The sequence below is a fragment of the Paraburkholderia phymatum genome, assembly GCF_038900715.1.
GTDB lineage: Bacteria > Pseudomonadota > Gammaproteobacteria > Burkholderiales > Burkholderiaceae > Paraburkholderia > Paraburkholderia phymatum_A.
Map to the genome: position 1 here is coordinate 19,643 of NZ_JAYMRZ010000001.1, position 13,283 is coordinate 32,925.

The window sequence follows — 13,283 nt, forward strand, 5'->3', positions numbered from 1 at the left end:
AACATGCGTCAAGCGAGGAACAGTCGATACACCGGGTTCGCCGTCTCTTCCCAGTACGGATAGCCGAGCGTCGCGAGGAAGCGCGCGAATTCCGCGTCTTCTGCCGACGGCACCTGAATGCCGACGAGGATCGAGCTATAGTCCGCGCCCTGGTTCCGATAGTGGAAGAGGCTGATGTTCCAGTTCGGCGCCATCGACGACAGGAACTTCATCAGCGCGCCCGGCCGCTCGGGAAACTCGAAGCGGAACAGTCGTTCGTCGTGCGCGAGCGGCGAGCGTCCGCCGACCATATAGCGGATGTGCTGCTTCGACAGTTCGTCGCCCGTCAGATCGACGGTCGCGAAGCCGTGCGCCTCGAACGCGCCTGCGATCTGCGCCGATTCGCTGCGGTTGCGGATCTGCACGCCGACGAAGATGTGGGCGGACTTCGCGTCCGCAATACGGTAGTTGAATTCGGTGACGCTGCGCGTGCCCACCAGTTCGCAGAAGCGCTTGAAGCTGCCGCGCTCTTCGGGAATCGTCACGGCGAACACGGCCTCGCGCGCCTCGCCCACTTCCGCGCGTTCCGCGACGAAGCGCATGCGGTCGAAGTTCATGTTCGCGCCGGACGTGACGGCGATCAGCGTCTGGTTCTCGATGCCCTCACGCTCCGCATACTGCTTCGCGCCCGCGACAGCCAGCGAGCCCGCCGGCTCCAGCACGCTGCGCGTGTCCTGGAAGACGTCCTTGATCGCGGCGCACAGCGCGTCGGTGTTCACCGTCAGCACATCGTCGAGATACGCCTGGCACAGGCGGAACGTCTCTTCGCCGACGAGCTTCACGGCCGTGCCGTCCGAGAACAGGCCGACTTCGTTCAGCGTCACGCGCTCGCCCGCCTTCAGCGATTGCGCCATCGCGCACGAGTCGTCCGTCTGCACGCCGATCACCTTGATCTCCGGGCGCACGGATTTCACATACGCCGCGATGCCCGCCGCAAGACCGCCGCCGCCGATGGGAACGAAGATCGCGTGAATCGGCGCCTGATGCTGGCTCAGGATTTCCATCGCGACCGTGCCCTGGCCGGCGATCACATACGGATCGTCGAACGGATGCACGAACGTCAGGCCTTGCTGTTCCTGCAGCTTCACTGCGTGCGCGTAGGCGTCGCTATACGATTCGCCCGCCTGCACGACTTCGACGGTCGGTCCGCCATGCGCGCGCACGGCATCGACCTTCACCTGCGGCGTCGTCACGGGCACGACGATGATCGCCTTCACGCCCATGCGGGCCGCCGACAGCGCGACGCCCTGCGCATGATTGCCCGCCGAAGCCGTAATCACGCCGCGCGCGAGGGCGTCGGCGGGAATGTGCGCCATCTTGTTGTACGCGCCGCGCACCTTGAACGAGAAGACGGGCTGGTTGTCTTCGCGCTTCAGGTAAATCGGATTGCGCAGCCGTGCGGACAGATTCCGCGCATGTTCGAGTTCGGTCTCACGCGCGACGTCGTAGACGCGGGCGGTGAGGATTTTCTTCAGATAGTCGTGGGAAGCCATGCGGATCACGCGCGGTGCGCTTTTATGGGACGGGAAAAGATCAATGATAGCGCCAACGGCCTGCACCGACGCACCCGATCGGGCATTCGCCCTTGGGGTTTCGGCGTATCGATGCGGTCGGCCAGCCGACCGGACGGTCGGAAAATCCCGCGCGGCTCGATGCGGGCGACGACGCATTTCGGGTGCGTCGCCGTCTGGCAGTTTCGCGGCGAATTCTGGCAGGCTGACGCGCAAAGGCTTGTCGCGCGGACATCTGGGCGTCAACGCGCGCGTGGATGATGCGGTAGAATTGTGTTTTGGAAAAGGATCAGATGATGCATTGGCAGCCTCGGATCGCCCATTTGATGCCCGTCCCGCGTGAGGCTCGCCCCGCGGCGCAGCGGCACGTGCGGCATGCACGATCGTGTAGCTATATCTGAGCGCCGCGACGCGACCGGCCATCTACGTTCTCGCCATGTCCCCGGCGATCCCGGGCACAGGCTGCCGGTCGAGGCTTCGCACACTAGAAAGATTTCCAGCATTGCGCCCCACGCGCACCGTCAGCACGCCTCTTCGCCGAATGTTCGATGAGCGCGCGTAGCTGACCTACCGAGTCGTCCAAACATGAACGCACCTCAAGTTTTCGATCCGCACGGCGCCGCCGCTACCGTCGTCGCCGATACCGAACCGCGTCTGCGCGAAATCCCATACAACTACACGTCGTTCTCCGACCGCGAAATCGTCATTCGCCTGCTGGGCGACGAAGCCTGGGCCGCGCTCGACGAACTGCGCACGGAGCGCCGCACGGGCCGCTCGGCGCGCATGCTGTACGAAGTGCTCGGCGACATCTGGGTCGTGCGCCGCAATCCTTATCTGCAGGACGATCTGCTCGACAACCCGAAGCGCCGCACGCTGCTGATCGAGGCGCTGAACCACCGTCTCACTGAGATCGAAAAGCGCCGCCGCGCCGACCTGACCGAACATGGCGACGAAGCGGGCGTCGGTCGCGCCGCGCGTGTCGAAACGCTGGTCGCCGCCGCGCGCCGCGCCGTCGATGCGTTCGCAGGCGAGTTCGACAAGATGGCCGACCTGCGCCGTCGCGCGACGAAGGTGCTGGGCCGCCGGACGCAGAAGGACAACATCCGCTTCGATGGTCTCTCGCGCGTCTCGCATGTGACGGACGCGACGGACTGGCGCGTCGAATATCCGTTCGTCGTGCTCACGCCGGATACGGAAGCCGAAATCGCCGGCCTCATCAAGGCGTGCTTCGAACTCGGGCTGACGGTGATTCCGCGTGGCGGCGGCACCGGCTACACGGGCGGCGCGGTGCCGCTTACGCCGTTCTCCGCTGTCATCAATACCGAGAAGCTCGAACAGCTCGGCGCCGTTGAGCTGACGGAAATGCCCGGCGTCGCGCACAAGGTGCCGACGATCTTCTCCGGCGCGGGCGTCGTCACGCGCCGCGTGACGGAAGCGGCCGAGCAGGCGGGCTATGTGTTCGCCGTCGATCCGACTTCATTGGACGCATCGTGCATCGGCGGCAACGTCGCGATGAACGCGGGCGGCAAGAAGGCCGTGCTGTGGGGCACGGCGCTCGACAATCTCGCGTGGTGGCGCATGGTCGACCCGGAAGGGAACTGGCTGGAAATCACGCGGCTCGACCACAACCTCGGCAAGATTCACGATATTCCCGTCGCGCGCTTCGAACTGAAGTGGTTCGACGGCGAGCACGCGCCGGGCGAGAAGCTGTTGCGCACCGAACTGCTGGAGATCGAAGGACGGCGCTTTCGCAAGGAAGGACTCGGCAAGGACGTCACCGATAAATTCCTCGCTGGTTTGCCGGGCATCCAGAAGGAAGGCTGCGACGGCCTGATCACGTCCGCGCGCTGGGTGCTGCACAAGATGCCGGCGCATACGCGCACCGTCTGCCTGGAGTTCTTCGGCCAGGCGCGCGAGGCGATTCCGAGCATCGTCGAAATCAAGGACTATCTGTTCGAAACGTCGAAGCAGGGCGGCGCGATTCTCGCCGGCCTCGAACACCTCGACGAGCGCTATCTGCGCGCCGTCGGCTACGCGACGAAGAGCAAGCGCAACGCGTTTCCGAAGATGGTGCTGATCGGCGATATCGTCGGTAATGATGCCGATGCCGTCGCCACCGCGACGTCGGAAGTGATCCGCATGGCCAACGGCAAGAGCGGCGAAGGCTTCGTCGCGGTGAGCGCCGAGGCCCGCAAGCGCTTCTGGCTCGACCGCAGCCGCACGGCCGCGATCGCGAAGCACACCAACGCGTTCAAGATCAACGAAGACGTCGTGATTCCGCTCAACCGGATGGGCGAGTACACGGACGGCATCGAGCGCATCAACATCGAGCTGTCGATCAAGAACAAGCTGCAACTGGTCGACGCGCTCGAAGTGTTCTTCAAGAGCGGCAAGCTGCCCCTCGGCAAGACCGACGACGCGAACGAAATCCCGAGTGCCGAATTGCTCGAAGACCGCGTGCATCAGGCGCTCGAACTGCTCGGCCGTGTGAAGAAGCGCTGGGAATTCCTGCGCGACAAGCTCGATCTGTCGTTGCGCGAGGCGCAGCACTACCTGGTGCAACTCGGGTATGCGGGCCTGGCGGAGAAGTTCGCGGATCGCGTCGATGACCAGCCGGACGCGAACGTGTTTCACATCGTCCAGGACCGCACGGTGCGCGTGTCGTGGAAGCAGGAGATTCGCGCTGAGTTGCGGCAGATCTTCAACGGCGGCGAGTTCAAGCCGATCCTCGACGAAGCGCAGGCGATCCACAAGCAGGTGTTGCGCGGCCGCGTGTTCGTCGCGCTCCACATGCACGCGGGCGACGGCAACGTTCATACGAACATCCCCGTCAACTCCGACAACTACGAGATGCTGCAGGACGCGCATACGGCGGTCGCGCGCATCATGAAGCTCGCGCGTTCGCTCGATGGCGTGATCTCCGGCGAGCACGGCATCGGCATCACGAAGCTCGAATTCCTGACCGAAGACGAGATCGGCGAATTCCGCGCGTACAAGCAGCGCGTCGATCCGCAAGGGCGCTTCAACAAGGGCAAGCTGCTCGACGGCGCGGACCTGCGCAACGCGTACACGCCGTCGTTCGGGCTGATGGGCTACGAGTCGCTGATCATGCAGCAGTCCGATATCGGCGCGATCGCCGATTCGGTGAAGGACTGCCTGCGCTGCGGCAAGTGCAAGCCCGTCTGCGCAACGCACGTGCCCCGCGCGAACCTGCTGTACAGCCCGCGCAACAAGATTCTCGCGACGTCGCTGCTGGTCGAGGCGTTCCTGTATGAAGAGCAGACGCGCCGCGGCGTGTCGATCAAGCATTGGGACGAGTTCAATGACGTCGCCGATCACTGCACCGTGTGCCACAAGTGCGTGACGCCGTGCCCGGTGAAGATCGACTTCGGCGACGTCTCGATGAACATGCGCAACCTGTTGCGCAAGATGGGCAAGAAGAAGTTCAACGCGGGCAACGCGGCGGGCATGTTCTTCCTGAATGCGACGAATCCGCAGACCATCAATCTCGCGCGCACAGCGATGATGGGCATTGGCTACAAGGCGCAGCGCCTTGGCAACGAAGTGCTGAAGAAGATCGTCAAGAAGCAGACGGCCCGTCCGCCCGCGACGACCGGCAAGCCGCCCGTCGTCGAGCAGGTGATCCACTTCGTCAACAAGAAGATGCCGGGCAACCTGCCGAAGAAGACGGCGCGCGCGTTGCTCGACATCGAGGACAACAAGATCGTGCCGATCATCCGCAATCCGAAGACGACGTCCGTCGATTCGGAAGCGGTGTTCTACTTCCCGGGCTGCGGCTCGGAGCGTCTGTTTTCGCAGGTCGGTCTCGCGACGCAGGCGATGTTGTGGGAAGCGGGCGTGCAGACGGTGTTGCCGCCGGGCTATCTGTGCTGCGGCTATCCGCAGCGCGGCTCGGGCCAGTACGACAAGGCCGAGCAGATCGTCACCGACAACCGCGTGCTGTTCCACCGTGTCGCGAACACGCTGAACTATCTCGACATCAAGACGGTGGTCGTGTCTTGCGGCACGTGTTACGACCAGCTGGCCGGCTACGAATTCGACAAGATCTTCCCGGGTTGCCGGATCATCGACATCCACGAATTCCTGCTGGAGAAGGGCATCAAGCTCGATGGCGTGAAGGGCATGCGCTACATGTACCACGACCCTTGCCACACGCCGATCAAGACGATCGACCCCGTGAAGCTCGTCAACGAGCTGATGGGTTCGGAGAAGAACGACGGCTACCGGATCGAGAAGAACGATCGTTGCTGTGGCGAGTCGGGCACGCTGGCCGTCACGCGTCCGGACATTTCGACGCAGGTGCGCTTCCGCAAGGAAGAGGAAATCCGCAAGGGCGCGGCGAAGCTGCGCGGCATTCCCGTCGTGGCCGACGCGGGCGCGAACGCGATCAACATGGCGAACGCGGCGGCAGGCGCGGCGGGTGCTCAGCCGGGTTCGGTGCTGAAGGCGGGCGACGGTCCGCAGCCGAACGGCGCAACGGGTGCGAACGGCGCAGCGGACGTCAAGATCCTCACGAGCTGCCCGTCGTGCCTGCAAGGGCTGTCGCGCTACAACGAAGACGCGAACATCGAAGCGGACTACATCGTCGTCGAAATTGCGCGGCATGTGCTCGGCGAGGACTGGATGGCCGACTACGTCCAGCGCGCGAACAATGGCGGAATCGAGCGCGTGCTGGTCTAATTGCACGATATGGCGTTTCGCTCGAGGTAGACGATGGACTGTATTTTCTGCCGTGAAGATGGCGGCGACGTACTGTGGCAGGACGACGCGCTGCGTATCGTCCTCGCCGACGAACACGACTATCCCGGTTTTTGCCGGGTGGTCTGGAACAGGCATGTGGCCGAGTTCTCCGATCTTGGCCACGGGGAGCGCGACCACGTGATGCGCGTGGTCTACGCGGTCGAGCGCGCGATCCGGCGCACTCTGCAACCCGTCAAGGTGAACCTGGCGAGCCTCGGCAACCAGGTGCCGCATGTGCACTGGCACGTGATCCCGCGCTTCTCCAACGACGCACATTTCCCGCTGCCCATCTGGGCGCCGCGCCAGCGGACGGTATCCGAAACGATGCTGTCCCAGCGCCGCGCGCAGGCGACTCTGCTGCGCGAAGCGGTACGCGGCGAAATCGAACAAGCTCTCGCCTGAGGTCATCATGAGTGGATTGAAATCCGATACGCCGGTGCCCACCGGCGTCGTCGTTCATGCCGTATCGCGGGTGCTCGAATTGCAATATGCGAACGGCAAGAGCTACCGCGTGCCGTTCGAGCTGATGCGCGTCTATTCGCCATCGGCGGAAGTGCGCGGCCACGGCCCCGGCCAGGAAACTTTGCAGACAGGCAAGCGCGAAGTGACGATCACGGCGCTCGAAGGCGTCGGCAACTACGCGCTGCAGCCCACGTTCTCCGACGGCCACAATACGGGCATCTATTCGTGGGACCTGCTGTGGGACCTCGCGACCCGTCAGGACGAACTCTGGGCCGAGTATTTCGACAAACTTAAGACAGCGGGCGTCGAACGGGACGCGCCGATGCCCGTATCCAGCCCAGCGCACGGCCACAGACACTGATACGATCCGCGGGGCGGCCATCCGCGGGGCGGCCACCGCCCGGATGCGGCGAAACAATTTTCAGAATGAATACGCGAAAGGACGAAGCGCGATGACCAATACCCACTTCGGCTATCAGACAGTCGATGAACAGGAAAAAGCAAAGAAAGTGGCGGGGGTGTTCCACTCGGTCGCTTCCAACTATGACCTGATGAACGATCTGATGTCGGGCGGGCTGCACCGCGCGTGGAAGGCATTCACGATTGCGCAGGCCAACGTGCGGACCGGCTACAAGGTGCTCGATATCGCGGGCGGCACGGGCGACCTGTCGAAAGCGTTCGCAAAGCAGGCGGGCGAGACGGGCGAAGTGTGGCACACCGACATCAACGAATCGATGCTGCGCGTCGGCCGCGATCGCCTGATCGACAAGGGAGTCATCACGCCGACGCTGCTGTGCGACGCCGAAAAGATTCCGTTTCCGGACAACTACTTCAATGTCGTCACAGTGGCATTCGGCTTGCGTAACATGACGCATAAGGACGTGGCGCTCGCGGAAATGCGCCGCGTGCTGAAACCGGCCGGGCGGCTGCTCGTGCTGGAGTTCTCGAAAGTGTGGGACCCGCTGAAAAAGGCGTACGACGTCTATTCGTTCAAGGTGCTGCCGTGGCTCGGCGAGCGCTTCGCGAAGGACGCCGACAGCTACCGCTACCTGGCTGAATCGATCCGCATGCATCCGGACCAGGAAACTTTGAAGACGATGATGGAACAAGCTGGCCTCGACGCCGTCAAATATTACAATTTGTCAGCTGGCGTGGTAGCTTTACATATCGGGACCAAATACTAGCGTCCCTAACTTCTCGTTTTTAAAGGAAATTGCGAAAATGTCGGATTCGAATCTGTTAACTCGTTGTAAGGCTAAGGGGTCGTGGGCGAGGAGAATCGGACTGATCGCAATGGTCGGCCTGATTACCGTCGGCACGCTGACTTCACTCGACGCCGAAGCGAAACGCATGGGCGGCGGCCGCAGTTTCGGGCGCCAGTCCAATACCATCCAGCCGCATCAGCAGACGGCGCCGTCGCCTTCTCCTTCGCAGTCGCCGGGCGCGCCGGCGCAGGGCATGCAGTCGCAGCGCCCGGCCACGCCGCCGCCCACGCCCGCGCCGCAGCCCAACCGCTCGCGCTGGCTTGGGCCGATTGCCGGTCTCGCGGCGGGTCTGGGCATCGCGGCGCTGCTGTCGCACTTCGGTCTTGGCGAAGCGTTCGCCGGCATGATGGCGAACCTGATCGTCGTCGCGCTGATCGCGTTCCTCGCGATCTGGCTGATCCGCAAGTTCTTCGGCCGCAAGCGCGATGCGTCGGCTCCCGCATATGCGGGCAGTTCGCCGACGCTGAACGCGGGCGGCACGGGCTATGCGCAGGAGCCGCGCTATACGGCGCCGCCGTCGGGCTCGTACCTCTCGCCGCAAGGCAACCCGCTGACGACGCCCGAAGTCGCCGCTGCGCCCGCCGTTCCGGCCGGCTTCGATTCCGAAGCGTTCCTGCGTAACGCGAAGGTCTACTTCGTGCGCCTGCAGGCAGCGTGGGACGCCGGCAACATGGACGACATCCGCGAGTTCACGACGCCGGAAATGTTCGCCGAAGTGAAGGTCGACCTGGCGTCGCGCGGCGCGGAGAAGAACCAGACCGACGTCGTTAAGCTGGACGCCGATCTGCTCGGCGTCGAAGATCGCGGCAGCGAGTACTTCGCGAGCGTGCGCTTTTATGGCCTGATCCGCGAAACGATGGGCGGCACGGCCGAGCCGTTCGAGGAAATCTGGAACCTGTCGAAGTCGACCCGTACGGGCGAAGGCTGGCTGCTCGCGGGCATCCAGCAAGTGAACCATCACTGATATTGCATCAAGGATTAGCCGTTCGGCAGAGCAAGGCGCGAAGCGAACGGACGTTACAATAGGAACCCGCGTCGGCAGTCGCCGGCGCGGGTTTTCTCTTTCCACTTCCGATGACCTTTGCCGCCAAGCCCTTCGCTGCTGCCGTCAACCATCTGCTCGCTCGCGAAACGTGGGCGCGCGAACGCCTCACCCCGTATGCCGGCAAGACCGCGCGGCTCTCGTGTCCTCCCGTCACGCTGATCCTGCTGGTGCAGCCTGACGGCTATCTGAGCGCCGTCGACGAAAGCGAAGCGCACGCGTTCGACGTCACTGTCTCCGTGCCCGCCGATGCCGCACCCGCTTTCCTGCAAGGTGGCCAGGCGGCCGTGATGAAGCACGTGAAGATCGAAGGCGACGCGGAGTTCGCGACGGTGATTGCCAAGCTCGCCGAGCACCTGCGCTGGGAGCCCGAAGAAGACCTGGCGAAACTGATCGGCGACGGGCCAGCGTGGCGGATCGCGTCGGTGGCGCGCACGGTCGGCGATCATGCGCTGCGCACGGGCCGCAACCTGCTCGAATCGGTGGCGGAATATCTGCTCGACGAGAACCCGCAACTGGTGCGCCGCGCCGCGCTCGACGACTTCAACGCCGAGTTGGCGCGCGCCCGCGATGCGCTCGCGCGCGTCGAGAAACGCATCGAGCGTCTCGAACAGAAGGTCGAAGCCCGCGGCGCGCATGCGCCAGGCGGCGCCGCCACGTCGCGCGGCACGCGCTAGTCATCGGGCTCGGTCATGCGTTTCCTGCGTTTCCTCAAGATCTTCTTTACCGTCATCCGGTTCGGCCTCGACGAGATGATGCTGAGCCGCATCAACGACCGCCGCGTGCGGTTGCTGCTGCGTATCACCACGATCGGCCGCAAGTTCGACCAGCCGCCCGGGCTGCGGCTGCGCCTCGCGCTCGAAAGTCTCGGGCCGATTTTCGTGAAGTTCGGCCAGGTGCTCTCGACGCGCCGCGACCTGCTGCGCCCCGACATCGCGAACGAACTCGCGAAGCTGCAAGACCAGGTGCCGCCGTTCGATTCAGACGTCGCCATCGCAATCATCGAAAAGTCGCTGGGTGCGCCTGTCGATTCGATCTTCGACGACTTCGAGCGCGTGCCCGTGGCGAGCGCATCGATTGCACAGGTTCACTTCGCGACGCTGAAGACGGGCGAGCACGCGGGCAAGCAGGTCGCCGTCAAGGTGCTGCGGCCGAACATGCTGCCCGTGATCGATTCCGATCTCGCGTTGCTGCGCGATCTGGCCGTGTGGGCCGAGCGCCTGTGGGCGGACGGCAAGCGCCTGAAGCCGCGCGAAGTGGTCGCGGAGTTCGACAAGTATCTGCACGACGAACTCGACCTGATGCGCGAGGCGGCGAACGGCAGCCAGTTGCGGCGCAATTTCGCGGGCCTCGATCTGCTGCTCGTGCCGGAGATGTACTGGGAATTTTGCACGGCCAATGTGCTCGTGATGGAGCGCATGGTCGGCGTGCCGATCAGCCAGGTGGACACGCTGCGCGCGGCGGGCGTCGATATTCCGAAGCTCGCGCGCGAGGGCGTCGAGATCTTCTTCACGCAGGTTTTCCGCGACGGCTTCTTTCACGCGGACATGCACCCGGGCAACATTCAGGTGAGTCTCGATCCGGCGCATTTCGGGCGCTATATCGCGCTGGATTTCGGCATCATCGGTGCGCTGTCGGACTTCGATAAGAACTATCTCGCGCAGAACTTTCTCGCGTTCTTCAAGCGCGACTATCACCGCGTCGCGACGCTGCACCTCGAATCCGGCTGGGTGCCGCCGACGACGCGCGTCGAAGAACTGGAAAGCGCGATCCGCGCGGTCTGCGAGCCGTATTTCGACCGCGCACTGAAGGACATCTCGCTCGGCCAGGTGCTGATGCGGCTTTTCTCCACGTCGCGCCGCTTCAACGTCGAAATCCAGCCGCAACTGGTGCTGCTGCAAAAGACGATGCTCAACGTCGAAGGGCTGGGCCGTTCGCTCGACCCGGAACTCGACCTGTGGAAGACGGCGAAGCCGTATCTCGAGCGCTGGATGAACGAGCAGGTCGGCGTGCGCGGCTGGTACGAGCGGCTCAAGATCGAGGCGCCGCAATGGAGCAAGACGCTTCCGCAATTGCCGCGGCTGATTCATCACGTGCTGGCGCAGCGTCACGATGCGCAGCATCGCGGCATCAACGACGAAACCATCCGCCAGATCCTGCTTGAGCAGAAGCGCACGAACCGCCTGCTGCAAGGGCTGTTGATGTTCGGCGTGGCGGTCGGTGTCGGTGCGATGCTGGCTCGCGCGTGGCTGAGTATCGCGTATGGCGGCTAACGAACTCCCCCATTTCGAGGTACGCCGATGAGCGACTCCAGGCCAACGGTTCCTTCCGGCGCGCCGGATTTCGAAAACCGCGATCCGAATGCACCCGGCTTCTGGGACGAGCGCTTCGGGCGCGGCTACACGCCGTGGGATCAGGCGGGCGTGCCGGCATCGTTCAAGGCGTTCGTCGAGCGGCACGCGCCGATGCCCGTGCTGATTCCAGGCTGCGGGAGCGCGTACGAGGCGTGGTGGCTCGCCGAACGGGGCTGGCCGGTTCGCGCAATCGACTTTGCGCCCAATGCGGTCGACGCCGCGCGCGCCCAACTGGGCGCGCATGCCGACGTCGTGGAAGTCGCCGATTTCTTCACGTATCAGCCGCCTTTCGAGCCTGGCTGGATCTACGAGCGCGCGTTCATGTGCGCGCTGCCTCCGATGCGGCGCGACGACTACGTGGCGCGCATGGCCGCGCTATTGCCGGCAGACGGATTGCTTGCCGGTTTCTTCTTCATCGGCGCGACGCCGAAGGGGCCGCCGTTCGGCATCGAGCGCGCCGACCTCGACGCGCTGCTCACGCCCCATTTCGAGCTGACGGAAGACGAGCCCGTCAACGATTCGATCGCCGTCTTTGCCGGCCGGGAGCGCTGGCTGACATGGCGTCGGCGCGGCGCAACAAGGGCTTGATTCGCGGCGCCATCGCCATCATCTATTTGGTTTGTGGACGCGCCGGCCGTTTCCCCTGGAATTCCGGGGCGGCCCGGCGTTTGCGGCTATAATTCAAGGCTTTGCAAGCGTTCAAAAGATTTCTGTAGGGACAAGATCATGCCGATCTACGCTTATCGTTGCGAGTCATGCGGCTTCGGGAAGGACGTGCTTCAAAAAATGAGCGACGCCCCGTTGACGCAATGCCCGGAGTGCGGAGCCGATGCATTCCGCAAGCAGGTCACTGCCGCCGGCTTCCAGCTGAAGGGCTCGGGCTGGTACGTCACGGACTTCCGTGGCGGCAATTCGGGCGGAGCTTCCAGCACCGGCAACGGCTCGGGCGCAGCGGCTGGCAAGGCCGAGAGCAAGCCGGAGGCGGCTTCGTCCGACAGCGCGGCTTCCACGAGCGCGCCGGCTGCAGCACCCGCAGCCGCGCCCGCCGCGGCAAGCAGCTCGGGCACCTAGCCGGTTCGCCGCTCCACGGTGAAGTAGGCGCCGCGCAAGGGGTTCGTGCGGATTTCTGGCGATACACATGACGACGAAAAAGACGACGCTCAAATCGGTGTTCCTGACGGGCCTTCTGGTGCTGGTGCCTCTCGCCATCACGCTGTGGGTGCTCGGCCTGATCATCGGCACGATGGATCAGACGCTGCTGTTGCTGCCCCGTTCGTGGCAGCCGGAGCGGCTGCTCGGCTTCCGCCTGCCCGGACTCGGCGCCGTGCTGACTCTCGCGTTCATTTTCGTCGTCGGTCTATTGACGCAGAACTTCGTTGGGCAGAAGCTGGTCGGCTGGTGGGAAGTGATCGTCGCGCGCATTCCTGTCGTCGGGCCGATCTACACCAGTGTCAAGCAGGTGTCCGATACGCTGCTGTCGTCGAGCGGAAACGCATTCCGCAAGGCGCTGCTCATCGAGTACCCGCGTAAAGGGTCCTACACCATCGGGTTTCTGACGGGCATCCCCGGCGGCGACGTGGTGAACCACCTGAAGGAAGATCACGTCAGCGTCTACGTGCCGACCACGCCGAACCCGACGTCCGGCTTCTTCCTGATGGTGCCGAAAAGCGAAGTGATCGAGCTCGACATGACCGTCGACGCCGCACTCAAGTACATCGTCTCGATGGGCGTCGTCGCCCCGTCCTCGCCCACGCATCAGCCGTTGGCGGAGCGCCGCACGACCGTCGAGCCACCCATGTAATGCCGGCGCGCGCCACTCGGACATCCGTCTGGCGCGCGCCGTTCAACC

Annotated in this window: 11 protein-coding genes; 10 read left to right on the top strand and 1 reads right to left on the bottom strand. The window is 64.1% G+C overall.

Annotation, left to right across the window (positions count from 1 at the left end; all coding sequences use genetic code 11):
- Nucleotides 1-8 precede the first annotated feature (8 nt).
- On the bottom strand, nucleotides 9-1,532 hold the full coding sequence (ilvA, locus tag VSR68_RS00085) for a threonine ammonia-lyase, biosynthetic (protein WP_342937873.1): 1,524 nt from the start codon (nucleotides 1,530-1,532) through the stop codon (nucleotides 9-11).
- A gap of 603 nt (nucleotides 1,533-2,135) precedes the next feature.
- Here ilvA and VSR68_RS00090 point away from each other — a divergent pair.
- From VSR68_RS00090 to VSR68_RS00135, 10 genes are all read left to right on the top strand, one after another.
- Complete coding sequence (locus VSR68_RS00090; protein ID WP_342937874.1) at nucleotides 2,136-6,251, top strand: FAD/FMN-binding oxidoreductase; 4,116 nt, start codon at nucleotides 2,136-2,138, stop codon at nucleotides 6,249-6,251.
- Nucleotides 6,252-6,284: 33 nt separating this feature from the next.
- Nucleotides 6,285-6,713 carry an HIT family protein gene (locus VSR68_RS00095; RefSeq protein WP_342937875.1) on the top strand — a complete coding sequence of 143 codons (429 nt, stop codon included), beginning with the start codon at nucleotides 6,285-6,287 and terminating at the stop codon, nucleotides 6,711-6,713.
- 7 nt (nucleotides 6,714-6,720) lie between these two features.
- On the top strand, nucleotides 6,721-7,134 hold the full coding sequence (locus tag VSR68_RS00100) for a DUF971 domain-containing protein (RefSeq protein WP_342937876.1): 414 nt from the start codon (nucleotides 6,721-6,723) through the stop codon (nucleotides 7,132-7,134).
- A 91-nt stretch (nucleotides 7,135-7,225) separates the two neighbouring features.
- Nucleotides 7,226-7,957: a bifunctional demethylmenaquinone methyltransferase/2-methoxy-6-polyprenyl-1,4-benzoquinol methylase UbiE gene (ubiE, locus tag VSR68_RS00105; RefSeq protein ID WP_342937877.1), complete on the top strand. Its 732-nt coding sequence runs from the start codon at nucleotides 7,226-7,228 to the stop codon at nucleotides 7,955-7,957.
- A 37-nt stretch (nucleotides 7,958-7,994) separates the two neighbouring features.
- Nucleotides 7,995-9,002 carry a Tim44 domain-containing protein gene (locus tag VSR68_RS00110; protein WP_342937878.1) on the top strand — a complete coding sequence of 336 codons (1,008 nt, stop codon included), beginning with the start codon at nucleotides 7,995-7,997 and terminating at the stop codon, nucleotides 9,000-9,002.
- 110 nt (nucleotides 9,003-9,112) lie between these two features.
- Nucleotides 9,113-9,757, top strand: a complete 645-nt coding sequence (locus tag VSR68_RS00115; protein WP_342937879.1) for a ubiquinone biosynthesis accessory factor UbiJ — start codon at nucleotides 9,113-9,115, stop codon at nucleotides 9,755-9,757.
- Nucleotides 9,758-9,772: 15 nt separating this feature from the next.
- On the top strand, nucleotides 9,773-11,353 hold the full coding sequence (ubiB, locus tag VSR68_RS00120; RefSeq protein ID WP_342937880.1) for a ubiquinone biosynthesis regulatory protein kinase UbiB: 1,581 nt from the start codon (nucleotides 9,773-9,775) through the stop codon (nucleotides 11,351-11,353).
- A gap of 27 nt (nucleotides 11,354-11,380) precedes the next feature.
- Nucleotides 11,381-12,022 (top strand): thiopurine S-methyltransferase, encoded by a 642-nt coding sequence (locus tag VSR68_RS00125; RefSeq protein ID WP_342937881.1) that lies wholly within the window; start codon nucleotides 11,381-11,383, stop codon nucleotides 12,020-12,022.
- Between the two features lie 138 nt (nucleotides 12,023-12,160).
- The gene (locus VSR68_RS00130) at nucleotides 12,161-12,505 is read left to right on the top strand and encodes an FmdB family zinc ribbon protein (protein WP_342937882.1); all 345 of its coding nucleotides are present in this window, start codon (nucleotides 12,161-12,163) and stop codon (nucleotides 12,503-12,505) included.
- 67 nt (nucleotides 12,506-12,572) lie between these two features.
- Nucleotides 12,573-13,235, top strand: coding sequence for a DUF502 domain-containing protein (locus VSR68_RS00135; protein ID WP_342932436.1), 663 nt, complete (start codon nucleotides 12,573-12,575; stop codon nucleotides 13,233-13,235).
- The last annotated feature ends 48 nt before the right edge of the window (nucleotides 13,236-13,283 follow it).